The following is a 25,280-nucleotide window of genomic DNA, read 5'->3' as shown; positions in this document are numbered from 1 at the left end:
TCCGTTTCGGTCGTGGCAGCGGCGCACGGGGGACATCACGAGGTGCGGCCGCCGTCGACGGGAATCAGCGCTCCGGTGATCCAGCCGGAGAACTCCGGGTCGAGCAGGCCGCACACCCACCCGGCGACCTCGACGGGACGGCCGAAGCGGCCCATGGGAGTCGCCGCGAGCAACGACGAGCGCAGCGAGGCGGACTCCCCGGCGTCCAGGCCCATGTCGTCCCACATCGGTGTGTCCACCGGTCCGGGCAGGACGGCGTTGACCCTGACGTCCGGGGCCAGCTCCCTGGCCAGCGAGCGGGTGAGACTGTTGAGCGCGGCCTTGCTGGCGCCGTAGAAGGACCGTCCCGGCATGGCCAGCACCCCGCCGACGGACGACACGTTCACCACGGCGCCCCGCTCCTTGCGGAGGTGGGGCAGCGCCGCGCGGATCAGCGCGGCCGGGGCGCGGACGTTCGTGGCCAGCAGCCCGTCGAAGTCCTCGTCCGACGCGGTCTCCAGCGGCGCGAAGCGGGCCAGCCCGGCGTTGTTGACCAGGCCGTGCACCGTACCGAAGCGGGCGGTTGCGGCGGCGACGACGTGCTCAGCCGCTCCCGGCCGGGTGATGTCGGTGGCGATCACTTCGACGCGCTCGTCACCGCCTCCGGTCAGCTCGCGCAGCGCGGCCTCGCGACGCCCGACCGCGGCCACGTTCGCGCCGCGCGCCAGCAGGTGCTCGGTGATCGCGCGTCCCAGCCCCGTGCCGGCACCGGTGACGATCACCGTGCGGCCGGCGATGCCGTCGTCCCGCTCAGCCACGGCGGGCCACCCCGCTACGCCGTCCCCCGGCGCACGCGGCCTTGACCCGGGTCCCCCTGGCCGGTGACCTGTCGGTGCCCGGCCCGGCGAAGCCGGTCCCGTCGAGGGCGTCGGCCACCAGGTCGGCGAGTGGCACCGCGGATGCGGCGCACCAGTCGACTCGGCCGGCCGGGGCGGCCGAGTGCCGCGGCGTGCGTGGCCGACAGCCGCGTCCGGTATCGCGTTGAGCGGTTGCGAGCATGACCTCCACCTCGGCCGGACGGATTGTTTCGGGGCCAATCTCCCGTCTGCCGAGCGGATCGGCATCCCATTCCGACAGAACTGCGCCAGATGCGTCCGCGGACGGCGCCACCGTTTGTGACGATGCAGGCCCCAGCCGCTCTGCCGTATCTCCGGATCCCGCACGGAAGGTTCTGCCGATGAGCCCGTCCACGGCCGGCACCACCGCGTTCGACCTCACCGACCCGACGACGTTCGTGCGCAACGACCCGCATGCGTTCTGGGCCGAGGTGCGCGACGGCGATCCCGTCTACTGGCACCAAGGCCGCGCGGACCGCGCCGGCTTCTGGGTGGTCTCGCGCTACGCCGACGTGGTCACCGCCTACACCGACGCGGCGAGGCTGGGTTCGGCGCGCGGCACCGTGCTGGACGTGCTGCTCCAGGGCGACGACTCCGCCGGCGGCCGGATGCTCGCGGTCACCGACCGGCCGCGCCACCGCGAACTGCGCAACCTCATGATGCGCGCGTTCTCCCCCCGCGTGCTCGGCGAAGTGGTCGAGCGGGTCCACCGCCGCGCGGACGAGCTGATCCGGCAGGTCACCGGGGCCGGTGACTTCGACTTCGCCGCCGAGGTCGCCGAGCACATTCCGATGGGCACGATCTGCGACCTGCTGTCGATCCCGCAGACGGACCGACCGGACTTGTTGCGGTGGAACAAGAACGCCCTGTCCTCCGAGGATGCCGACGCCGACCCATTCGCCGCGCTGGAGGCCCGCAACGAGATTCTGCTGTACTTCATCGACCTGGCCGAGCAGCGCCGGGCTCGCCCCGGCGACGACGTGGTCAGCATGATCGCCACTGCCACCATCGGCGGGGAGTTGCTGCCCGTCGAGGACGTCGCGCTCAACTGCTACAGCCTGATCCTCGGCGGTGACGAGTCCTCACGGGTGTCGGCGATCTGCGCGGTCAAGGCGTTCGCGGACTTCCCCGACCAGTGGCGGGCCGTGCGCGACGGTGACGTAGCGGTCGACACCGCGGTCGAGGAGGTGCTGAGGTGGGCCACACCTGCCATGCACTTCGCCCGTACCGCCACCGTGGACCTGGAGCTGGGCGGCCGGCGGATACGCGCGGGAGACATCGTCACCCTGTGGAACATCTCGGCCAACTTCGACGATCGGGAGTTCGACCGGCCACGCCGGTTCGAGGTAGCGCGTACGCCGAACAAGCACGTGTCGTTCGGCCACGGGCCCCACTTCTGCCTCGGCGCCTACCTGGGGCGAGCCGAGCTGCGGGCGCTGCTCACCGCGCTGGCCGGAGCGGTTTCCCGCATCGAGCCGGCCGGGCAGCCCCAGCGCATCTACTCCACCTTCCTCAACGGCTACAGCACCCTGCCCGTCACCTTCGCGGCCCGCTGACCGGACACGACACCGGCAGGGAACACAGCGCGAGCCCGGCTCCTGCCCGCCCTGACCGCGTTGATGATGCGGCCCGGCGGGCAGTCCGCGGTGCGAGCCTTCGCCGTCCTACACAGAAGCGCGCAGCGCCACCTTGTCGACCTTGCCGACGGCGGTGCGCGGGAACTCCTCGACAGGCACCACCTTGTCCGGGATCTTGTAGGTGGCCAGACCGCGCTCGCGGAGGAAGGACTTGACCGCCGCCGGCTTGACCTCCTTGTCGCGGAGGATGACGAAAGCGACGCTCTTCTCGCCCAGCACCGGGTCGGCCACGCCGACCACCGCCGCGTCGCGGATCGCGTCGTGGGTGAGCAGGTGCTCCTCGACCTCCTCGGCGGGCACCTTCTCGCCGGCGCGGTTGATGATGTCCTTGATGCGCCCGACCACGACGATGCTGCCGTCGGGCCGGCGGCGAACCATGTCACCGGTGCGGAAGTAGCCGTCGGGGGTGAACGCGCGCCGGTTCTGCTCCTCGGCCCGGAAGTAGCCGCGGATGGTGTAGGGACCCCGCACCAGCAGCTCACCCTCGGCACCCTCGGGCACGGGCCGGCCGTCGGCGTCGACGACGAGGATTTCGTCGTGCTCGGCGAGCGGGCTTCCTTCGGTACCGACGATGATCTCCTCCGGGTCGTCCAGGCGCGTGTAGGTCAGCAGCCCTTCCCCTACGCCGAACCACTGCGTCAGCGCAGCACCGAGCCCGGTGCGGACCTCGGCGGCGCGTCCGGGGTCGAACTTGGAACTGCCCACCTGCAGCGTCAAATCCGGGAACCGCGCATCCGACTTGCGGGCGGCGTCGATCCACAGCCGCACCACGGGCGGCACGAGCGTCGTCAGCGTCACTCGCTCCCGCTCCAGCAGCTCGAACACCTCGTCCGGCCGGACGCTGGAGGTGAGCACCGCAGTGCCGCCGACCAGCAGTGCGCCCAGGACGCCGGGGCAGCCGAGCGCGGAGTTGTGGCCGACCGGGTTCACAGCCAGGTACACGCTGCCCTCGCCGAACCGCAGTGCCTCAGCCGTGGCACGCATGTTGTAGGCGTAGTCGTCGTGCGTCCGGGGGATGAGCTTGGGCAGGCCGGTCGTGCCGCCGGACAGCAGGAACAGCGCGGGCTGGCTGGGGTCGACGGCAGGCAGGTCGGACCCCGGCAGGTAGAGGTCCGCCAGTGCGGTGAACTCCTCGGCGTCGCCTGCGACCACGACGTGTTTCAGTGCGGGCACCTCGGCCAGCACCTCGCGGGCCAGTGAGCGGTGGTCAAAACCCTTGACCTCGTCGGCGACGACCAGCGCGACCGCCCGCGAGTGCGCGCAGAGGTGGGTGAGCTCGACCTTGCGGTGCCCTGGCAGCGCCATGACGGGTATGGCGCCGATCCGCAGCAGCGCGAAGACCACCACGACGAACTCGGGCACGTTGGGCAGTTGGACGACGACGCGGTCCAGCGGCTCGATGCCACGGTTCAGCAGCCCGCCCGCGAGCGCCGAGGACTCCGCCGACAGCTGGGCATAGGTCATCCGCCGCTCACCGCACACGAGTGCGGTCTTGTCGGCGTACCGGGCACATGCCTCGTCCAGCAGGTCTCCCAGTGGCCGACCTTGCCAGTAGCCCTCGCGCCGGTAGAACGCTGCCAGTTCCTCGGGCCAGGGCACACAACCTTCGAGCATCGCTTCCACCCAACAGAGTCGATGAGCTGAACAGCACGGCGTTTGGACGCCATTGCTCCAGCGTGGCTCATGTCGTGTTGGCGTGAGGCAACGGCGACAGGGACGCGAAAGGACCGTGCTTTGCGCAGCACGGCCCTGTCGCAGTCCTTTCGGAACGACGCGCCGACGCACCGGCGGGCGGCTAGCTTCGGTGGCCGGCGCAGCGCGCTCATAGCCCCAGTACCGACAGGACGGAGTGAGCAAGTGCCCACCGTTCCGGAGTTGTTCGAGTCCGTTGTGGCGCGTGCGGGTGACAACCCAGCGGTGGTGTTCGGCGACCGCGTCGTGACCTACACCGAGCTCAACGCCCGCGCCAACCGGTTGGCGCGGGTGCTGGTCGAGCGCGGGGTCGGCCCCGACACCACAGTGGCGGTGGCGATGCCGAAGTGCGACGAACTGATGGTCGTGCTGCTGGCGGTGCTGAAAGCCGGTGGCGCCTACCTCCCGTTGGACCCGCAGTACCCCGCCAAGAGGCTGGCGCACATGGTCGAGGACGCCCGGCCGGTTCTGCTGGTCCGGTTGGCGCGGGTGTCGCTCGACCTCGGGGCGCCGGTTTCCGAGCTGGTGGTGGACGACCCCGACGCGGTGCGCGAGACCGCGTCGCGGCCCGCCCACGACCTGACCGACACGTGCCGCACTGCTCCTCTCCACCCACAGCACCTGATGTACGTCATCTACACGTCGGGCTCGACGGGGACGCCCAAGGGCGTCGCCGTGGCACACGCCGGCGTCGCCGACATCGTGGCCGCCCAAGCCGCGTCCATCGCGCCCCAGCCGGGCGACCGCGTGCTCCAGTGGGCGTCCATCAGCTTCGACGCGGCGTTCTGGGACTGGTCGGCGGCGTTGCTGTCCGGTGCCACGCTGGTCGTGGCCCCGGCCGAGGAGCTGCTGCCCGGCCAGCCGCTGCACGACACGCTTCGCCGCCACGCGGTCACCCACGCCGTGTTGCCCCCGGTCGCACTGAGCGTCACCGACCCCGAGGATGTGCTGGTAGGCGGCACGGTGATGTCCACCGGCGACGCGTGTTCCCGCGCACTGGCGGCCAAGTGGGCGCCGGGGCGTCGTATGTTCAACGGCTACGGGCCGACCGAGACCACGGTCGGGTCCACCATCGCCGGCCCCATCGACACCTCCGACGAGATCACCATCGGCACGCCATGGTCGGGCAACAGCGTGCACGTCCTCGACGAGCGCCTGTGTCCGGTCCCGGACGGCAGCGACGGGGAGCTGTACCTGGCGGGCAACGGCGTGGCCCGCGGTTACCTGTACCGGCCAGGGCTGACGGCCACCCGGTTCGTGCCCAACCCCTTCGGCCCGCCGGGTAGCCGCATGTACCGCTCCGGCGACCGCGGCCGCCGTCGCGAGGACGGGCAACTGGTGTTCTCCGGCCGAGGCGACGATCAGGTGAAGATTCGCGGTTTCCGCGTCGAGCTGGGCGAGGTCGAGGCGCGGCTGGCGGCCCACCCCGCGGTCGACGTCGCTGCCGCAGTGGTGGTCGGCGACCTCGGGGGCGCTCGCCTTGCCGCCTACGTCAGCACCATCGACGGCGCCGAGGTGTCCGCTGCCGAACTGCGTGTGCACGCGGCGGAGACCCTGCCCGAGCACATGGTGCCTTCATCGGTCCAGCTGCTGCGGCGGCTCCCGGTCACCGCCAACGGCAAGATCGACCGTGCGGCGTTGCGGGATCTCGCCGAGTCGGCGGCGCACCACGACGAGGAACCCACGGGTGGCGATGCCGGCGATGACCACGCCTCGGTGGAGAGCAGGCTGTGCCTGATGGTCCGGGAAATTCTGGCGGTACCGGAGGCCGGGCCGGGCGACAACTTCTTCAAACTCGGCGGTCACTCGGTGCTGGCGACCCGGCTCGCCGGACGGCTCCGCGACGAGCTGGGGGTCACCGTGCCGATGAGGGCGGTGTTCGAGGCAGGCACCCTGTCCGAGCTCGCTTCCGTCGTGCGGGCGTCGCGCGAGTCCTGATGGAAGGAGATGTCGTGTACGACCCGGCCCAAGGCTTCCCTCATGTGGTCGTCGAACTGGCCTACGCCGACCCCGATGGCGCTGTCGACTGGCTCGTGCAAGTCTTCGGATTCCGCCTGCTCCTCAAGCAGCCGGTGTCGGGGGCCGTCCAACACGCCGACCTTGACACAGGCGGTGGCATCGTCATGGTCCGACCAACCGGCGGACGGCACTCCGGCACCTGCACCGGCGGGCACACCTGCAAGCAGATCATCGTCTGGGTTCCTGACGTGGACGAGCACTTTGCCCGCTCCACGGCAGCGGGCGCTCACATCGTGCAGCCCCTGATGGACAAACCATGGGGATTGCGTCAATACCTGGTCCGGGACCTCGAAGGCCATCTTTGGGAATTCACGCAGCACCTGCGTGACGTACCGCCGCACGAGTGGGGTGCGGTGGCCTTTACTTGACCGCTCTCACCGCACCAGACGGGCACGCGCGCCCGCCGCGGCCGGACGTGCCGTCCGTCACGACCGTGCCCAGTCGCCGCGACCACTTCGGGACCACATCATGATTTCCTCGCACACAGTCATCGTCCTGCACGCCCATCCGGACGACGAAGCCATCTTCACCGGGCTGACGATGCGCCGCCTGGCCGACGCCGGCGCTCGCGTGGTCCTCGTCACGGCCACCGATGGTGCCGCCGGCATCCCTCAAGTCCCGTTGCCACGCGGAGAATCCTTGCGCAGCCGCCGTCTCGCCGAACTCGAACGTGCTTGCGAATTGCTGGGTGTGGCCAGATTGGAGGTCCTCGGCTACTCCGATTCCGGTGCTCACAGCGGCCCGTACCGGGCAGGAACGCTTGGCGCGGCATCCGTCGCGGAGGTCGCACGTCAAGTGGCACGGATCGCCGGCCGTGAAGGTGCCTCCACGGTGGTGCACTACGACCCCCGCGGCATTTACGGGCATATCGACCATGTCCAAGTGCACCGCGTGGGCGCCATGGTCACCCGCAGTCTGCGCCTGAGCGGGTATCAGGCCACTGTGGATGCCGCGGCCCTCTGTGCGGGGCCGCGCCACGTGTTGCACGGCGCTGCCGGTGATCCGATGGACGTGGGGGTTCCTGCGTCCCGGATCTCGGTCACCGTCAAGGCGGAAGGCCCCGACCTGCTGGCCAAGATGGCCGCGATGGCCACGCACGCCAGCCAGGTCGGGGCGGCAGACCTCGACCCCGCGGGCTTCGCCGCAGCGTATGGCCGGGAATGGTTCGTCCGCGAGGGCGAGCCCGGAGCGCTGGATGCGCTCCTCGCCGCTTCGACCGGACAGGCCGCGGCAGTAGAAGGCGGTTCAGTCAATGCATACGGACCATCCGAGAGGGTGGTAAGTGCGCTTTAGGTCTGGCTGCCCGTGCAGGTCGGGGACTAGATGTCCCGGAAAATCTCGATCTGCGCCCCGATGGAGTTGAGCCGCTCCGCCAGATCCTCGTAGCCCCGATTGATGACGTACACGTTCCGCAGGACCGACGTCCCCTCCGCCGCCATCATCGCCAGCAGGACGACCACGGCGGGGCGCAGGGCGGGCGGGCACATCATCTCGGCGGCGCGCCAACGGGTGGGGCCCTCGACCAGGACGCGGTGCGGGTCCAGGAGCTGGAGTCGGCCGCCGAGGCGGTTCAGGTCCGTGAGGTAGATCGCGCGGTTGTCGTACACCCAGTCGTGGATGAGCGTCTTGCCCTGCGCGACCGCCGCGATCGCCGCGAAGAACGGGACGTTGTCGATGTTCAGACCGGGGAACGGCATCGGGTGGATCTTGTCGATCGGCGCCTCCAGCTTGGAGGGCCGGACGGTGAGGTCCACCAGCCGGGTACGGCCGTTGTCGGCGACGTACTCGGGTGTGCGGTCGTGGTCGAGGCCCATCTCCTCCAGGACCGCGAGCTCGATCTCCAGGAACTCGATCGGCACCCGACGCACCGTCAGCTCCGACTCCGTCACCACCGCGGCGGCGAGCAGGCTCATCGCCTCGACCGGGTCCTCGGAGGGGGAGTAGTCCACGTCGACGTCGATGGTCGGCACACCGTGCACGGTGAGCGTGGTGGTGCCGATGCCCTCGACCTTGACGCCGAGCGCCTCCAGGAAGAAGCAGAGGTCCTGGACCATGTAGTTGGAGGAGGCGTTGCGGATCGTCGTCACGCCGTCGTGGCGGGCGGCGGCCAGCAGCGCGTTCTCGGTGACCGTGTCGCCGCGTTCGGTCAGCACGATCGGCCGGTCGGGACGCACGGACCGGTCGACAACGGCGTGGTACTGACCCTCCGTCGCCGCGATGTCCAGCCCGAACCGGCGCAGCGCGATCATGTGCGGCTCGATGGTCCGGGTCCCGAGGTCGCAGCCGCCGGCGTACGGCAACTTGAAGCGGTCCATACGGTGCAGCAGCGGACCGAAGAACATGATGATGGAGCGGGTCCGTACGGCGGCGTCGGCGTCGATCGCCGCCATGTCGAGGTCGGCCGGCGGCACGATCTCCAGGTCGACGCCGTCGTTGATCCAGCGGGTACGGACACCGATGGACCCGAGCACCTCCAGGAGGCGGTACACCTCCTCGATCCGGGCGACCCGACGCAGCACCGTACGCCCCTTGTTGAGCAGCGAGGCGCACAGCAGAGCCACGCACGCGTTCTTGCTCGTCTTCACATCGATGGCCCCGGACAGCCGACGACCGCCGACCACCCTGAGATGCATCGGGCCCGCGTAGCCCAGAGAGACGATCTCACTGTCGAGGGCTTCACCGATTCGGGCGATCATCTCAAGGCTGATGTTCTGGTTGCCGCGCTCGATGCGATTGACGGCGCTCTGGCTGGTTCCGAGCGCTTCGGCAAGTTGCGACTGCGTCCAGCCGCGGTGCTGCCGGGCGTCACGGATGAGCTTGCCGATGCGTACGAGGTAATCGTCTGCCATGAGGCTGAGGTTATCTCAGATATGAGATGGTGCTTCCCGGGGGGTCCATTCGGGTGACGTCCCGTCAATGCCGCCGTTGCGGCAACGGGACCTCACCTTCGGTTACCCCGACTTGGCGTGCTGATGGGTGCACGGAGGCAACGCATTTGGTTTCAAGGACGTTCACTGGTCCCCGGCGAGCGCGAGAAGCTGACGGACCTGCTGACGAGGCTCGCCTGTCGTCGCAAACCGTGGGGGGCTTTCCTTCGCCTTGGTGGCCGCGTCCTCGAAGACACGCTCACCTGAATCCCCATAAAGGGGCGCGAGTGCGGACATGACCGGATTATGGGGGGCCATGGCGAGTTCCGGGACGAGCGGTACCGCCCGCGCTGAAGTCCCCGTACCGCGAGCGTCGCTCCGCCTTCGGTGAGCAGCGCTACGGCGCGCTCGGCATTCCGCGCGAGGGCCTGGAGGCGCGCCGGCGGGCCGCTGCCGCGAACTGGGACTGCTTCGGCGCGCCCGCCGCCCTGTTTTGCTACATCGACCGGGACCTGGGCCCGGCCCAGTGGTCCGACGTCGGCATGTATCCGCAGACCGTCATGCTGCTGCTGCGCGCCGAAGGGCTGCACAGCTGCCCGCGGATGGCGTGGGCGAAGTTCCACAGGGCCGTCGCGGAGGTCCTGTCGCCCCGGACGAGTCGACCGACGGTCGCTGACGCCAGAGATCTTCGCCCTGGACGAACTGGACCCGTCCGCACGTCGCATCCTGCCGCCACGGCGACTCGCACCGGGTCCGGGCATGACCATCCAGCCCGCATGTACTAGAGTTATCTCGACATCGAGATATCTGCCGGGGCGCACTGCGGTCGCCACCCCAGTAAGGGTTACCTAACTTAGCCTTACCTTATCGGATCGGCCAAGTAGGCGTGGCGGCAGGATGCGGTGGTACGCGCACATGAATGAAGGAGACTGTCGTGTCGGCGAACAGCTTCGACGCCCGCAGCACGCTGCAGGTCGGCGACGAGTCGTACGAGATCTTCCGCCTGGACAAGGTGGAGGGCTCGGCCCGGCTCCCCTACAGCCTTAAGGTCCTGCTGGAGAACCTGCTCCGCACCGAGGACGGCGCGAACATCACCGCCGACCACATCCGCGCCCTCGGCAACTGGGACTCGCAGGCCCAGCCGTCGCAGGAGATCCAGTTCACGCCGGCCCGCGTCATCATGCAGGACTTCACCGGTGTGCCCTGTGTCGTCGACCTCGCCACCATGCGCGAGGCCGTCAAGGAGCTCGGTGGCGACCCGGCGAAGATCAACCCGCTGGCCCCGGCCGAGCTGGTCATCGACCACTCCGTCATCGCCGACAAGTTCGGCACCAACGACGCCTTCAAGGTGAACGTCGACCTGGAGTACGGCCGCAACAAGGAGCGCTACCAGTTCCTGCGCTGGGGCCAGACCGCCTTCGACGAGTTCAAGGTCGTCCCGCCCGGCACCGGCATCGTCCACCAGGTCAACATCGAGCACCTGGCCCGTGTCGTCATGGTCCGCGACGGCAAGGCGTACCCGGACACCCTGGTCGGCACCGACTCCCACACCACCATGGTCAACGGCCTCGGCGTCCTCGGCTGGGGCGTCGGCGGCATCGAGGCCGAGGCCGCGATGCTCGGCCAGCCGGTCTCCATGCTCATCCCGCGCGTCGTCGGCTTCAAGCTGACCGGTGAGCTCAAGCCCGGCACCACCGCCACCGACCTCGTGCTGACCATCACCGAGATGCTCCGCAAGCACGGCGTCGTCGGCAAGTTCGTCGAGTTCTACGGCGAGGGCGTCGCCGCCACCTCCCTCGCCAACCGCGCCACCATCGGCAACATGTCGCCGGAGTTCGGCTCCACCGCCGCGATCTTCCCGATCGACGACGAGACGCTGAACTACCTGCGCCTGACCGGCCGCTCCGAGCAGCAGGTCAAGCTGGTCGAGGCGTACGCCAAGGAGCAGGGCCTGTGGCTGGACCCGGCCGCGGAGCCGGAGTTCTCCGAGAAGCTGGAGCTGGACCTGTCGACGGTCGTCCCGTCGATCGCCGGTCCGAAGCGCCCGCAGGACCGCATCGTCCTGGCCAACGCCGCCGAGCAGTTCAAGCAGGACGTCCGCAACTACGTCAACGACGAGTACGAGGCCAGCAAGGAGTCCTTCCCGAGCTCCGACGCGCCCTCGACCATCCCGAACGGCGCCCCGTCCAACCCGGTCACCGTCACCGCCCCCGACGGCACGACCTACACGCTGGACCACGGTGCGGTCACGGTCGCGGCCATCACCTCCTGCACCAACACCTCCAACCCGTACGTCATGGTCGCCGCCGCCCTGGTGGCCAAGAAGGCCGTGGAGAAGGGCCTGACCCGCAAGCCGTGGGTCAAGACCACCCTCGCCCCGGGCTCCAAGGTCGTCACCGACTACTTCGACAAGGCGGGCCTCACCCCGTACCTCGACAAGGTCGGCTTCAACCTCGTCGGCTACGGCTGCACCACCTGCATCGGCAACTCCGGCCCGCTGCCGGAGGAGGTCTCCAAGGCCGTCAACGACCACGACCTCGCCGTCACCTCGGTCCTCTCCGGCAACCGCAACTTCGAGGGCCGGATCAACCCCGACGTCAAGATGAACTACCTGGCGTCCCCGCCGCTGGTCGTCGCGTACGCCATCGCGGGCTCCATGAAGGTGGACATCACCAAGGACGCCCTCGGCACGGACCAGGAGGGCAAGCCGGTCTACCTGTCCGACATCTGGCCGTCCGAGGCCGAGGTCAACGACGTCGTGGCGAACGCCATCGGCGAGGACATGTTCAACAAGTCCTACTCCGACGTCTTCGCGGGTGACGCCCAGTGGCAGGCGCTGCCGATCCCGACCGGCAACACCTTCGAGTGGGACCCGCAGTCGACGTACGTCCGCAAGCCCCCGTACTTCGAGGGCATGACGATGGAGACCACTCCGGTCTCCGACATCTCGGGCGCGCGTGTCCTCGCCAAGCTGGGCGACTCGGTCACCACCGACCACATCTCCCCGGCCGGCGCCATCAAGGCCGACACCCCGGCGGGCAAGTACCTCACGGAGCACGGCGTCAAGCGCGCCGACTTCAACTCCTACGGTTCCCGTCGCGGCAACCACGAGGTCATGATCCGCGGTACGTTCGCCAACATCCGCCTGCGCAACCAGATCGCGCCGGGCACCGAGGGCGGCTACACGCGTGACTTCACGCAGGAGGGCGGCCCGGTCTCCTTCATCTACGACGCCTCGCAGAACTACCAGGCGGCCGGCACCCCGCTGGTCGTTCTCGCGGGCAAGGAGTACGGCTCCGGTTCGTCCCGTGACTGGGCGGCCAAGGGTACGGCCCTGCTCGGCGTCAGGGCCGTCATCGCCGAGTCGTACGAGCGCATCCACCGCTCCAACCTCATCGGCATGGGCGTCCTGCCGCTCCAGTTCCCGGAGGGCCAGTCCGCCGAGACCCTCGGCCTGACCGGCGAGGAGACCTTCTCCATCACCGGCGTCACCGAGCTGAACGACGGCACCACGCCGCGCACGGTGAAGGTCACCACCGACACGGGCGTCGAGTTCGACGCGGTCGTCCGGATCGACACCCCCGGTGAGGCCGACTACTACCGCAACGGCGGCATCATGCAGTACGTGCTGCGCAGCCTGATCCGCAAGTAACGGATCCGGTACGGCGTTCGGGCCGCATCCCCGGTCAACGGGGGTGCGGCCTTTGCCGTCCCCGAATTTTCGGGGCGGAGCGGCCGTTTACAAGCGAGCCGCTCCGCGCTAGCTTCCGAAACAGGTGGGTGGGAGCGCTCCCATAAGACGGCGGGCGGACCGGAACCCGCGTGCCCGGGTCCGCTCCCACCTCGCCCAAAACGCACACTCAGGAACGATTTCTGGCGACCTTTCAGTGAAGGGACGTTGATCTGTCATGCTCACGACACTCCCCGACTCGCCACCCCCCGACCGGCGATTACCACGCCGGTCCTTCCGCCCCACCGCCCTCCTCCTGGTCCTGCTCTCGCTGCTCGCGACGATCCCCGCCCTCGGCCTGATCGTCCTCAGCTCCGGCAGCCCGGCGGAGGCCCACGGCACGCCCATGAAACCGGCCAGCAGAACCTTCCTGTGCTGGCAGGACGGCCTCACCGACACCGGTGAGATCAAGCCGGTCAACCCGGCCTGCAGGGCGGCGCAGCAGGTCAGCGGGACGACCCCGTTCTACAACTGGTTCTCCGTGCTGCGCTCGGACGGCGCCGGCCGCACCCGCGGCTTCGTACCGGACGGCGAGCTGTGCAGCGGCGGAAACACCAACTTCACCGGTTTCAACCTGCCGCACAGCGACTGGCCGCTCACCCACCTCACCTCGGGCGCGACCGTCGACTTCTCCTACAACGCCTGGGCCGCGCACCCGGGTTGGTTCCACGTCTACATCACCAAGGACGGCTTCGACCCGACCCGGACCCTCACCTGGGACGACATGGAGGAACAGCCGTTCCTCAGCGTCGACCACCCGCCGCTCAACGGCAGCCCGGGCACGGTCGAGGCCAACTACTCCTGGACCGGCGCGCTCCCCGACAACAAGTCGGGACGCCACATCATCTACATGGTCTGGCAGCGCTCCGACAGCCAGGAGACCTTCTACTCCTGCTCGGACGTCGTCTTCGACGGCGGCAACGGCGAGGTCACCGGTGTCAAGGACCCCGGCAACCCGCCCACCGAGCCCCCGCCCGGCACCTGCACGGCCACCCGTACGACGACCGGCAGCTGGAACGGCGGCCACCAGTCCGAGGTCACCGTCACCAACACCGGTGACGTTCCGATGCTCGGCTGGATGGTCGACTGGACGCTGCCGAGCGGCCAGCAGGTGGAGAGTCTGTGGAACGGCACTGCGACCTACCACGGCCAGGCCGTGATGGTGCACAACGCAGGCTGGAACGGATCGCTGGATCCCGGAGAGAGCACCACCTTCGGTTACGTCGTCTCCGGCTCCGGCGGTGATACGACGACGAGCCTGCCCTGCCGGGTCGGCTGACCCACGCCGCCCCGGGCGGACCCGGTGGCCGCCGAGCCGACGTCCACCGGGTCCGCGAGCCGACGCAGGTGGTCCGCCGGTGTCATAGACCCGGCCGCTGCCCTGTCTTGCTGATGTGTGCATTGACGCACCGGGTCCGGCGTGCCGTCGCCGGTATCCGTTTTGAAAGTCGCATCAGCGAACGGAGACAGTAATGAAGATCGTGGTCGTCGGCGGTACGGGGCTCATCGGCTCGCAGGTCGTCGCACTATTGCGCGACGGTGGTCACGAGGCAGTGCCGGCCGCCCCCTCCACGGGCGTCGACGCCCTCACCGGCGAGGGCCTGGCAGGGGCTCTCAAGGGCGCGGACGTGGTCGTGGACGTGTCGAACTCCCCGTCCTTCGAGACCGAGGCGGCGCTGGACTTCTTCACCCGCTCGGCGCACAACCTGTTCGAGGCGGAGCGGGAGGCGGGTGTCCGCCACCACGTCGCGCTCTCCATCGTCGGGGTCGACCAGGTACCGGACTACGGCTACTACCAGGCCAAGGTCGCCCAGGAGGAAGCCGTGCGCGGCAGCGGTGTGCCCTACAGCATCGTGCGCGCCACCCAGTTCTTCGAGTTCATCGCCCCGGTGATGGGCATGTCCACCGAGGGCACGGAGGTGCGCCTGCCGTCCCTGCGGCTGCGCCCCATCGCCTCCGCCGATGTCGCCGCCGTCGTCGCCGAGGCGGCGCAGGGCGAGCCGTCGAACGGCGTGCGCAACATCGCGGGCCCCGAGGTGCACCGGCTCGACCGGCTCGGTGAGATGACCCTGGCGGTGAAGCCGGACGGCCGCACCATCGCCACCGACGAGGCCGCCGGCGTGTTCGCGGGCATGCCCGACGGGGTGCTCATCGGCGACGACACGGCGCAGCTTGCGGCCACCCGCTACGAGGACTGGCTCACGAAGAACTGACCGGAGCCCCGTAGTCCGACCGACCGATGGAGGGGGCACCGCGTGCTGTCGTGGTGCCCCCTCCGTCACAACGCCTTGCAGACGCTACGGCCGCCCGCTGAGCCTGCGTGCCGACCTCTCGTACGCCCCCAGCTTCTCGGGCGTCAGGACCCAGTAGAGCCCGTCGATACCGTCCGGTCCCGTCGTGACGCTCACCAGACCGACGCTCACCCCGTCCTTGACGAGCAGCACGCTGGGCCGGCCGTTGGCCTCGACCACGCCGTACTCGGCGCCGGGGAAGAACTTCTGGGCGAAGGCGCTGATCCTGGCCACGCGCTCGGCCCCCACGACCGCCAGCTGCGCCACGCCGCGCATACCGTTGCCGTCCGCGTAGGCGACGACGTCGGCCGACAGCACGTTCTCCAGCGCGGCGACGTCACCGTGCTGCGCGGCGGCGACGAAGGCTTCGAGCAGGCGCCGGTGCTGTGCCGTGTCGACGGGTTCACGCTGCTCGGCGGACAGGCGCTTGCGGGCCCGGCTGACGATCTGCCGCGTATTGGCCTGGCTCAGCTGCAGGATGATGCTCGCGATCTCGGCGTACGCGTAGTCGAACGCCTCCCGCAGTACATAGGCCGCCCGCTCCACGGGATTCAGCTTCTGAAGGACCAGCAGCACGGCCAGCTCCAGCGCCTCGCCGCGCTCCGCGCCGACCTGCGGATCCACACTGGTGTCCACGGGCTCCGGCAGCCACGGCCCCACGTAGGCCTCACGGCGTACGCGCGCCGACTGAGCCACGTTGATCGCCAGACGCGTGGTGATCTTCGCCAGGAACGCCCCGGGATCCAGTACCGCGCCCCGGTCGGCGCCCTGCCACCGCATCCACACGTCCTGCACCACGTCCTCGGCCTCGGTCACACTGCCCAGGATGCGGTAGGCGATACCGAACAGCCGTGGACGCAGTTGCTGGAAGGCGTCCGCCGCTTCGCTCAGCGAGTCGTCGCTGAGCGGCCCCTGCTCGTCCATGAAGCCGATGCCTCCGCAGCTCCACCGTCGTACCCCGGACCGGCGTACCCCCGGCGCAAGGACGGCCCGCTCACTGCGATCCTACGGCGGCCACGCCGGCAGAACAGCAACGCGCGGAAGCGGCGCCTCCCGCCGGGAAACGCGCGGGAGGCGCCGCACGGGACGACAGTCTCCTTACCGGCCGAGCAACTCGACCTCCGAGAGCGTCGCCTCCCCTCCGCTGAAGACCAGGCGGTACCTCGCGTACGCACCGGCCCGCGCCACGGAGAACGCCCGCGTCTGCCGGTCCCACCGGAAGGCGTCGCCCGCACGCACGTCCAGGGTCCGCCACCTCTTGCCGTCCGCCGACCCCTGGAGCTTCCATCCGGTCGGAGCCTTCGCGCGGTCGGACGAGGTGAGCGTGTACTGCACCGCCTTCGTCCGCCCCGACACCGGCAGCTCCACGGACGTCACGCTCGCGTCCGTCGCCGACGTGTTGTCGAAGAGGGCACCCTCGCCCGTGATCAGATCCGCCCGCGGCGTCGGCACCTTGTCGTCCTTGGTGAGGGAAACCGGTGCCGCGTCCTTGCCCGTGCCCCACTTCGACGGCCTCGGCCCCATGTCGAACTCCAGCACCCCACCCTTGGCGAGCAGCGAGTGCGGAAGCGACGTCGACGTCCAGCTGCGGCCGTTGACCTTCAGACCCTGCACGTAGACGTTCTTCGCGCTGTTCTTCGGCGCCCGGACCACCAGGTCGCGGCCGTTCTCCAGATGGACCGTCGCCTTGGTGAACAGCGGTGAGCCGACCGCGTACTCGCCGCTGCCCATCACCAGCGGGTAGAAGCCGAGCGCGGAGAACAGGAACCAGGCCGACTGCTCGCCGTTGTCCTCGTCACCGTGGTAGCCCTGGCCGATCTCGCTGCCGGTGTAGAGGCGGGACAGCACCTCGCGCACCTTCGCCTGCGCCTTCCAGGGCTGACCGGCCGCGTCGTACATGTAGATCGCGTGGTGGGCGACCTGGTTGGAGTGTCCGTACATGCCCATCCGGACGTCGCGCGCCTCCGTCATCTCGTGGATGACACCGCCGTACGAGCCGACGAACTCGGGCGAGGCCGTCTCCGGCGTCGCGAAGTACTCGTCGAGCTTCTCCGCGAGCCCGCTCCGGCCGCCGTACAGGTTGGCGAGCCCCCGGCTGTCCTGCGGCGCGGTGAACGCGTAGCCCCAGCCGTTGGTCTCGGTGTAGTCGTAGCCCCACACGCGCGGGTCGTACGTGGAGGACTCCACCCGCCAGTCGCCCTGCGCGTTCCGGCCCTGGAAGAAACCGGCCTCGGAGTCGAAGAGGTTGACGTAGTCCTGGGCGCGGTCGAGGAAGTACTCGGACTCCTCCTTGTAGCGCTTGTCGCCGGTCTTCTCGTACAGCGCCCGGCCCATCCGCGCGATGCCGTAGTCGTTGAGGTAGCCCTCCAGCGCCCACGACAGGCCCTCGTGCGTGTCGGTGCTGGTGTAGCCGAGGAAGGGTGAGGTCGCCATGCCCTTGCGGCCCACGCCCGACGACGGCGGCACCACCGTCGCGTTCTTCACCGCCGCGTCGTACGCCGCCTTCGCGTCGAAGTCGACGCCCTTGACGTACGCGTCCGCGAAGGCGACGTCCGACGAGGTGCCGGTCATCAGGTCGGCGTAACCCGGTGACGACCAGCGCGAGGTCCAGCCGCCGTCCTTGTACTGCTGCACGAACCCGTCGACCATCTCGCCCGCCTGGGACGGCGTCAGCAGCGAGTACGCCGGCCAGGTCGTCCGGTACGTGTCCCAGAAACCGTTGTTGACGTACACCTTGCCGTCGACGATCTTCGCGCCGGTGTGGGTCGGCGTGTCCTGACCCGGCATCGGGGAGAACGGTGAGGCGTACTTGTACGTGGAACCGACCTTCTCGAAGCCGGAGTTGGGGTACAGGTACAGCCGGTACAGGCTGGAGTACAGCGTGGTCAGCTGGTCCGGCGTCGCGCCCTCGACCTCGACCTTGCCGAGCAGCCGGTCCCACAGCCGCTGCGCCTTCGCCTTGACCGCCTCGAAGGAGGTGCCGTCGGGGATCTCCTGGCGCAGGTTGTCCTTGGCCTGGTCGACGCTGATCAGCGAGGTCGCCAGGCGCAGCGTCACCGTGCGGTCGGCGCCCGCGTCGAAACGCAGGTAGCCCTTCACCCCGCTGGACGAGCCCTCCGTCACCGGCTTGTCGAAGGTGCCGTAGACGAACAGCCGGGTCGCGCCGGTCGACAGGCCGGACTTCACGTCCGAGTACCCGGTCACCACGCCGGTCTCCTTGTCGAGACTCAGACCGGCCTGGTCGGTCACGTTGTCGAACAGGACGCTCGCGTCGTCGCCGGGGTAGGTGAACCGGAGCATCGCCGCGTGGTCCGTCGGGGTCATCTCGGCCTTCAGACCGTTCTCGAACCGCACCCCGTAGTAGTGCGGCCGCGCGACCTCGTTCTCGTGCCTGAAGGCCAGGGCCCGCGCCGTCCGCCCTATGTCCGGGGTGCCGGTGGCGGCGGACGGCATCACCTGGAAGGTCTGCCGGTCGCCCATCCAGGGGCTCGGCTCATGGCTCGCGCTGAACGCCTGGATCGTGGGCAGGTTGTCCGCGTTGTTGGCGCGGGCGTAGTCGTACAGCCAGCTGAGCGAGCCCGCGTTGGTCACCGGTGTCCAGAAGTTGAAGCCGTGCGGCACGGCGGTCGCGGGGAAGGTGTTGCCGCGTGAGAAACCGCCGCTGGAGTTGGTGCCGCGCGTGGTGACCGCGTAGTCCGACAGGTGCGCCTTCGGCTTCTCGGGAGCCTTCACGGCCAGCGACACATCGTCCACCCAGCCGCGGAACTTCGCCGGTCCGGCGGGGGAGTCGTACGCCACCAGGATCCGGTCGACGGTCTTCCCGGACGCCACCGAACCGATCCGCGAGACGACGTTGTTCCACTGGTTGACGTACAGCACCTTGGCGTCGCCCTGCCCGCGCGGGGAGAGCCGGAAGCCGTGCTGGTCGCTCGCTCCGAGGTCGCTCAGGTGGGTGCCGTCGGTGAACGCGAGGTCGACGGAGACGTGCGTGGCGTCGTAGTCCCGGTCCCCGTCCGCCATCGACGGGAAGATCCGGTACGACAGTTCGGTGTCGCGGCCGACGGCCACGTCGACGTCGAAGATCTTGTTGTACGAGTAGGCCCGGCCGTCCGTGGTGTGCCGGCCGGCGTACCGCAACGCCCGCTTGCCGGTGAAGCCGGCGCCCGCCTTAGCGGTGGGCGAGCCGCTCGGGCCGCGGTCGACCAGCGACAGCATGTCCTGCGGGACCGGGCCGTCGCTGCCGCCCGTGGAGAACTGCACGTCCGCCAGCTGAAGAATGGTTCCGCCGTTGTTCTTGGTGACGTCCAGCCGATAGTGCCGGAACTCGGCGGAAGCGGTGTCCGCGATGTCGTACGTCTTCGTCTGGAAACGCTCCGAGAAGGCCTCACCGGCGCGGCTGTCGAGCGTCTTCCAGTCCTTGCCGTCGGTGGAGCCCTGCAGGGTCCAGTCCACCGGGTCGCGTTCGTCGTGGTCGTTGGCCGAGGTAAGGGCATACCGGGCGAGTTTCACCGGTTTGTCCAGGTCGAACTCGACCCAGCCCGTGGGTGTGAACGTCAGCCACTTGGTGGTGGGCTCGGTGTCGACGAGGTTCTCCTTCACCTCCCCGGCGCCGCTGTTCTCGCCGCTCGCCCGTACGTCGGTGACGTGGTCGGTCACATTGCCCGGAATGCCGCTGCTGTAACCGCCGTCCACACCGGCGGCCCGCTTGCTGCCGTCCGGTGCGGTGTCGACGGTGTTCAGCCAGTCCGGTGCCGGCTCCCCCGTCTCGAACGAGGACAGGAACTCCCGGTCGGCGGCCGTCGGTGCGGCGGGCAGGGCGACCGCCGCGCCCTGCGAGCCCACGGCCAAAGCGAAGGCGGTCGCCGTCACGACCGCCGAACCCCATCTGTGCCGAGCTCTCTGCTGCTTCAACGGACCCTCCCTGGCGCGCGGACAACGTTGTCAACTTCGCTGCGCAAGGACCAGTTGTGGCTCAAGTGCCTGGCCTTGTCAAGGGTGTTGGCTGTGGCATTCGGGGCCTTTGCCGCGGACTTTTCCGGCAAGGCACCCACAGGCCGCTCATATTTCCGCGAGGTCTCAACTCGGAAAAGACCGTTGGCCAACCTTGCATTTGATCTTGCTCCGTCGGCGGGAAGTGGACTATACCTGTCGGCACTTCGCATGATTCCGCACTTCCTGCACGACCCCAGCTTGACCCGATCGCGGTGCCGGGGAGGATCCGGTTCACCGCCTGAGTCCTGGAGAAGGCGAGGACTTGAGCATGGGATCCACTTCTGCCCAGAACCCTGAGAACAACGGCTCCGCGGGTGTAGGTCGCCGCGATGTGATCAAGCGTTCTGCCGCGCTCGGCCTGATTTCCGTACCGACGATGAGCTTCCTGTCGGCGTGCGCCAGCAGCGGGGGAGGCGACAACGGGGGCAAGGCGAAGGAGGGCGAGAAGACCGCGAAGAACCCGCTCGGCGTCAATGACACCGCGCCGATGGAGTTCGTGCTGTTCGACGGCGGCTTCGGCAAGGAGTACGCCGAGGACGCCGTGAAGATCTACGAGCAGAACTTCCCCGAAGTGGACGTGAAGTTCTCCGCCACCCAGAAGATCCAGTCCACGCTCCAGCCCCGCTTCAACCAGGGCACCCCGCCGGACCTCATCGACAACTCCGGTGCCGAGCAGATGGACATGGGCGTCCTCTCCAGCAAGAACCAGCTCGCCGACCTCACTCCGCTGCTGGACGCCCCGTCGTACGACGACCCGAACAAGAAGGTCCGGGACACGCTGCGCCCCGGCATCGTGGAGATGGGCCGGCTGGACGGCGACCCGGTCTGGATCATGTACTACGCCTACACGGTCTACGGCGTCTGGTACTCGCAGAAGGCCCTGGACTCGCTCGACGAGCAGTACCCCGAGACCTGGGACCAGATGCTCGCGGTCTGCGAGAAGGCCAAGAAGAAGGGCATGGCGGGCTGGACGTACGCGGGCAAGTACCCGTACTACCTCCCCTTCTCGCTCTACCCGATGATCGGCAAGGTCGGCGGTGTCGAGGTCCTGGACGCCATCGACAACCTGGAGCCGAACGCCTGGAAGCACCCGGCGGTCAAGGCGTGCTTCGAGGCCTACTACGAGCTCTACAAGAAGGGCTACGTCCTCAAGGGCACCCCGGGCCTGGACCACATCCAGTCGCAGACCGCGTGGGCGCAGGGCAAGGCGCTGTTCATCCCGAACGGCTCCTGGGTGGAGAACGAGTCGGCGAACGTCATCCCGAAGGACTTCGACCTCGCCGTCTCCGCGCCGACCGGTATCGACAGCTCCGACAAGCTGCCCTTCGGTACCATCTGGGCCTCCGGCGGTGAGCCGTTCATCGTCCCGGCCAAGGCGAAGAACCCTGCGGGCGGCATGGAGCAGCTGCGGATCATGCTGAGCGAGGCGAGCTCCAAGAACTTCACCAGCAAGGTCAAGTCGCTGACCGCGTACAACGGCGGCACGGACGGCATCACCCTGACCCCGGGGCTGAAGTCCGGCGTCGCGGCGCTGGACAAGGCCGGCGAGAACGTGGTGAACCCGCGGATGCAGGACTGGTACGTGCAGCTGCAGAAGGAGAAGATCGGTGTTTCCGGTCTCGGCGAGATGATGGCCGGGCGTCTCACCCCGGCCGAGGCCATCAAGAAGATCCAGGGCTTCGCCGATGAGACCGCCAAGGACACGTCGATCAAGCACTACAAGCACCAGTAGGTCCGGTGAGGATCCGTCACCAGCGGCTGCATCCGCGCGCAGATCGGGGTCGATAGCACATGCAGCACGGCAAGTACCGGTTCATCGTGGGGTTCCTCGCGGTGCCCCTGGGGCTGTACACGCTCTTTGTCGTCTGGCCGTTCATCCAGTCCATCTACTACTCCTTCACGGACTGGACCGGCCTGAGCCCCGAATTCAAGATGGTCGGCTTCGACAACTACGAGCGGATGCTCGACGACGACATCTTCTGGAAGTCGTTGCAGCACAGCCTGTTGTTCGCGTTGCTGCTGCCGCTGGTGACACTGAGCTTCGCGCTGTTCCTCGCCTTCATGATCAATGTGGGCGGACGGCGCAGAAAGGGCGGCCCGGCCATCACCGGTGTCCGCGGGTCCTCGTTCTACAAGATCGTCTATTTCTTCCCGCAGGCGCTGTCGATCGCCATCGTCGCGCTGCTGTTCGCCTTCGCGTACAACCCGGACAGCGGCGCGATCAACTCGATCCTGCGCGGGATCGGGCTGGACAGCGTCCAGCCGCTCTGGCTGGGCGACCCGAACCTCGCCCTGTGGGCCGTGATGGCGGTGATCGTCTGGTCCACGGTCGGTTTCTTTGTGGTCCTGTTCTCCGCCGGTATGGCCTCCATTCCGGCGGATCTGTACGAGGCCGCGCTGCTCGACGGCGCCGGCCGCGCCAGCACGTTCTTCCGGATCACCCTGCCGCTGCTGTGGGACACCGTGCAGTCCGGCTGGGTCTACATGGGCATCCTCGCCCTGGGCGCCGAGTCGTTCGCGGTCGTACACATCATGACGACCGGGCCCGGCGGCCCCGACTACTCGACCACGGTGATGGTCCTGTACGTGTACCAGAAAGCGTTCCGTGACGGGCAGGCCGCCTACGCCACCACGATCGGCGTGGCCCTGCTCGTTGTCACGCTGGCCTTCGCCGCGATCATCATGCGGCTGGGACGGCGCGAGCGGCTGGAGTACTGACAGATGAAGACGACCGAGACCACCGCTCCCGTACCGGCCGAGTCCGGTATGCCCGTCACCAAGACCGGCCTCCCGTCCGAAGTGCCCTCCCGCGACAAGAAAGAGGGCACCGTCCTCAACGTCTTCTCGCACGGCGTTCTCGTCATCTGGGCGTTCATGGTCGTCATGCCGCTGCTCTGGGCGGTGATGACGTCCTTCAAGGACGACCGCTCCATCTTCGGCTCACCCTGGTCGCTGCCGGACACACTGCACTTCTCGAACTGGTCGCGGGCGTGGACCGAGGCCAACATGAGCGACTACTTCCTCAACACCGTCCTGGTGGTGGGAGGGTCGTTGGCCGGCACGCTGGTGCTGGGCTCGATGGCGGCGTACGTCCTCGCCCGCTTCGACTTCCCCGGCAACCGGTTCATCTACTTCCTGTTCATCGGCGGCATGAGTTTCCCGATCATGCTCGCGCTGGTCCCGCTGTTCTACGTCGTGAACAACATGGGCCTGCTGAACACGATTCACGGCCTGATCCTGGTCTACATCGCGTACTCGCTCCCGTTCACGGTGTTCTTCCTGACGGCGTTCTTCCGCACGCTGCCGACGTCGGTGGCGGAAGCGGCCTTCGTGGACGGCGCCTCCCACACCCGGACGTTCTTCCAGATCATGCTCCCCATGGCCAAGCCCGGCCTGGTCAGCGTCGGTATCTTCAACTTCCTGGGCCAGTGGAACCAGTACATGCTCCCCACGGTCCTCAACACCGACCCCGACAAGCGCGTCCTCACCCAGGGCCTGGTGCAGCTGGCCGTCAGCCAGGGATACAAGGGCGACTGGTCCGGCCTCTTCGCCGGTCTGGTGATGGCGATGCTGCCGGTGCTGGCGGCCTACATCGTCTTCCAGCGCCAGGTGGTGCAGGGGCTGACGGCGGGGGCGCTGAAGTAACGGCAGTAGCACTTCGTAACCGATCGCGCGCACACCGCTCCCACGCCCGGGAGCGGTGTGCGTGCTGTGCGCGCGGCCTCGAAACTGTTCAACCTCTTGACGGGAGGCACCCCGGACGGCTCAGCTTAGAGTTCACTAGTTGGACATAGACGGGGCCTCATCGATGCGGTCCCGCGCGCAGGAGGTCGTCGTGGAGACTCCGGGGTCGCAGTCGTCGCTGCACCGAGCCAACCTGGAGCGGGTGGTCCGAGCCGTACGGCTGGCCGGATCCCTTACGCAGGCGGAGATCGCAAGGACGACCGGTCTGTCCGCGGCGACGGTCTCCAACATCGTCCGTGAGCTGAAGGACGGCGGAACGGTCGAGGTCACGCCCACGTCGGCGGGTGGCCGCCGGGCCCGCAGCGTCTCGCTCAGCGGTGACGCCGGCATTGTCATCGGCGTCGATTTCGGGCACACACACCTGCGCGTCGCGGTCGGGAACCTGGCCCACCAGGTGCTCGCCGAGGAGTCCGAGCCGCTGGACGTCGACGCCTCCGCCGCGCAGGGCTTCGACCGGGCCGAAGAGCTGGTCAACCGGCTGATCGCGGCGACCGGGGTGGACCGGGCCAAGATCGCCGGGGTGGGCCTCGGCGTACCCGGGCCGATCGACGTGGAGTCCGGGACGCTCGGCTCGACCGCCATCCTGCCCGGCTGGACCGGCGCCCGGCCCGCCGAGGAGCTGCGGGGGCGGCTCGGCGTACCGGTGCACGTGGACAACGACGCCAACCTGGGCGCCCTCGGCGAGCTGGTGTGGGGCAGCGGCAAGGGCGTGCGGGACCTGGCGTACATCAAGGTCGCCAGCGGTGTCGGTGCGGGCCTGGTGATCGACGGGAAGATCTACCGAGGTCCCGGCGGCACAGCCGGAGAAATCGGACATATTACGCTCGACGAGTCCGGCCCCGTCTGCCGCTGCGGTAACCGGGGCTGCCTGGAGACCTTCGCGTCCGCCCGCTATGTGCTTCCACTGCTCCAGCCCAGCCACGGCAACGACCTGACCATGGAGGGTGTCGTACGGCTGGCCCGGGACGGTGACCCCGGCTGCCGTCGGGTGATCGCCGACGTCGGCCGCCACATCGGCAGTGGAGTCGCCAACCTGTGCAATCTTCTGAACCCGAGCCGAGTGGTCCTGGGCGGCGATCTCGCCGAGGCCGGAGAGCTGGTCCTCGGGCCGATCAGGGAGTCCGTCGGCCGCTACGCCATCCCCAGCGCCGCGCGCCAACTGTCCATTCTCCCAGGGGCACTTGGCGGCCGTGCTGAGGTGCTCGGAGCGCTCGCCCTCGCCCTCAGCGAGATGGGCGATTCGACACTTTTGGACGGCAGTGTCCCCGGCAGGCTTCCGGCCACCGCACCCGCCTTCACTTAGAGAACGGATGGCACCGTTGCCAACCCGTTAAGGATTTACTTCTTGACGTCGCACGTGTGGCCGAGTTGACTTCCAGCCACCTCGGCCGCAACGACGCGGCCTCGTCAGGGAGGTTATGAAGTTGAACACG

Annotated in this window: 16 protein-coding genes and 2 pseudogenes; 12 read left to right on the top strand and 6 right to left on the bottom strand. The window is 68.7% G+C overall.

Going from position 1 to position 25,280, the window contains the following annotated elements; all coding sequences use genetic code 11:
- Positions 1–35: 35 nt before the first annotated feature.
- On the bottom strand, positions 36–797 hold the full coding sequence (locus HJD23_RS09020) for an SDR family oxidoreductase (RefSeq protein WP_240980667.1): 762 nt from the start codon (positions 795–797) through the stop codon (positions 36–38).
- A 419-nt stretch (positions 798–1,216) separates the two neighbouring features.
- Here HJD23_RS09020 and HJD23_RS09015 point away from each other — a divergent pair, with 419 nt between their 5' ends.
- Positions 1,217–2,431 carry a cytochrome P450 gene (locus tag HJD23_RS09015; RefSeq protein ID WP_171116166.1) on the top strand — a complete coding sequence of 405 codons (1,215 nt, stop codon included), beginning with the start codon at positions 1,217–1,219 and terminating at the stop codon, positions 2,429–2,431.
- A 108-nt stretch (positions 2,432–2,539) separates the two neighbouring features.
- Here the strand turns inward: HJD23_RS09015 and HJD23_RS09010 are convergent, their stop codons facing one another.
- Positions 2,540–4,126, bottom strand: coding sequence for a (2,3-dihydroxybenzoyl)adenylate synthase (locus HJD23_RS09010; RefSeq protein ID WP_171118977.1), 1,587 nt, complete (start codon positions 4,124–4,126; stop codon positions 2,540–2,542).
- Between the two features lie 243 nt (positions 4,127–4,369).
- Between HJD23_RS09010 and HJD23_RS09005 the strand changes: the two genes are divergently transcribed.
- The 3 genes from HJD23_RS09005 to HJD23_RS08995 all read left to right on the top strand — a co-directional run bounded on the left by HJD23_RS09005 (position 4,370) and on the right by HJD23_RS08995 (position 7,516).
- Positions 4,370–6,142, top strand: a complete 1,773-nt coding sequence (locus tag HJD23_RS09005; RefSeq protein WP_240980666.1) for an amino acid adenylation domain-containing protein — start codon at positions 4,370–4,372, stop codon at positions 6,140–6,142.
- 14 nt (positions 6,143–6,156) lie between these two features.
- Positions 6,157–6,591, top strand: a complete 435-nt coding sequence (locus tag HJD23_RS09000) for a VOC family protein (protein WP_171116162.1) — start codon at positions 6,157–6,159, stop codon at positions 6,589–6,591.
- A gap of 100 nt (positions 6,592–6,691) precedes the next feature.
- Positions 6,692–7,516 (top strand): PIG-L family deacetylase, encoded by an 825-nt coding sequence (locus tag HJD23_RS08995; protein ID WP_171116160.1) that lies wholly within the window; start codon positions 6,692–6,694, stop codon positions 7,514–7,516.
- Positions 7,517–7,542: 26 nt separating this feature from the next.
- Here HJD23_RS08995 and HJD23_RS08990 read toward each other — a convergent pair whose 3' ends face one another.
- Positions 7,543–9,072, bottom strand: a complete 1,530-nt coding sequence (locus tag HJD23_RS08990) for a UDP-N-acetylglucosamine 1-carboxyvinyltransferase (protein ID WP_171116158.1) — start codon at positions 9,070–9,072, stop codon at positions 7,543–7,545.
- Between the two features lie 162 nt (positions 9,073–9,234).
- A pseudogene (locus tag HJD23_RS43640) lies at positions 9,235–9,426 on the bottom strand (hypothetical protein); the annotation flags it as partial.
- A gap of 5 nt (positions 9,427–9,431) precedes the next feature.
- Here HJD23_RS43640 and HJD23_RS08985 point away from each other — a divergent pair.
- From HJD23_RS08985 to HJD23_RS08970, 4 genes and pseudogenes are all read left to right on the top strand, one after another.
- Positions 9,432–9,740, top strand: a pseudogene (locus tag HJD23_RS08985) (nitroreductase); the annotation flags it as partial.
- Between the two features lie 269 nt (positions 9,741–10,009).
- Entirely contained in the window at positions 10,010–12,742 is a 2,733-nt protein-coding gene (gene acnA, locus HJD23_RS08980) for an aconitate hydratase AcnA (RefSeq protein ID WP_171116156.1), read from the top strand.
- 256 nt (positions 12,743–12,998) lie between these two features.
- Complete coding sequence (locus HJD23_RS08975; protein ID WP_171116153.1) at positions 12,999–14,099, top strand: lytic polysaccharide monooxygenase; 1,101 nt, start codon at positions 12,999–13,001, stop codon at positions 14,097–14,099.
- A 193-nt stretch (positions 14,100–14,292) separates the two neighbouring features.
- Positions 14,293–15,033 carry an NAD(P)H-binding protein gene (locus HJD23_RS08970; RefSeq protein WP_171116151.1) on the top strand — a complete coding sequence of 247 codons (741 nt, stop codon included), beginning with the start codon at positions 14,293–14,295 and terminating at the stop codon, positions 15,031–15,033.
- An 84-nt stretch (positions 15,034–15,117) separates the two neighbouring features.
- On the opposite strand, the gene HJD23_RS08965 is transcribed toward HJD23_RS08970, so the two are convergent.
- Both HJD23_RS08965 and HJD23_RS08960 read right to left on the bottom strand, forming a co-directional pair.
- Positions 15,118–16,035, bottom strand: a complete 918-nt coding sequence (locus HJD23_RS08965; protein WP_171116149.1) for a sigma factor — start codon at positions 16,033–16,035, stop codon at positions 15,118–15,120.
- Positions 16,036–16,209: 174 nt separating this feature from the next.
- Positions 16,210–19,959 (bottom strand): GH92 family glycosyl hydrolase, encoded by a 3,750-nt coding sequence (locus tag HJD23_RS08960; protein ID WP_171118975.1) that lies wholly within the window; start codon positions 19,957–19,959, stop codon positions 16,210–16,212.
- Between the two features lie 412 nt (positions 19,960–20,371).
- Here HJD23_RS08960 and ngcE point away from each other — a divergent pair, with 412 nt between their 5' ends.
- From ngcE to HJD23_RS08940, 4 genes are all read left to right on the top strand, one after another.
- Positions 20,372–21,835, top strand: coding sequence for an N-acetylglucosamine/diacetylchitobiose ABC transporter substrate-binding protein (gene ngcE / locus HJD23_RS08955; RefSeq protein WP_171116147.1), 1,464 nt, complete (start codon positions 20,372–20,374; stop codon positions 21,833–21,835).
- 59 nt (positions 21,836–21,894) lie between these two features.
- Positions 21,895–22,821, top strand: a complete 927-nt coding sequence (locus HJD23_RS08950) for a sugar ABC transporter permease (RefSeq protein ID WP_171116145.1) — start codon at positions 21,895–21,897, stop codon at positions 22,819–22,821.
- Between the two features lie 3 nt (positions 22,822–22,824).
- Positions 22,825–23,748 (top strand): carbohydrate ABC transporter permease, encoded by a 924-nt coding sequence (locus HJD23_RS08945; RefSeq protein ID WP_171116143.1) that lies wholly within the window; start codon positions 22,825–22,827, stop codon positions 23,746–23,748.
- Positions 23,749–23,938: 190 nt separating this feature from the next.
- On the top strand, positions 23,939–25,150 hold the full coding sequence (locus HJD23_RS08940; protein ID WP_171116141.1) for an ROK family transcriptional regulator: 1,212 nt from the start codon (positions 23,939–23,941) through the stop codon (positions 25,148–25,150).
- The last annotated feature ends 130 nt before the right edge of the window (positions 25,151–25,280 follow it).

It is taken from the genome of Streptomyces sp. Z423-1, from assembly GCF_013009255.1.
Classification (GTDB): domain Bacteria; phylum Actinomycetota; class Actinomycetes; order Streptomycetales; family Streptomycetaceae; genus Streptomyces; species Streptomyces gossypiisoli.
This window is presented reverse-complemented; position numbering and strand designations above follow the sequence as displayed.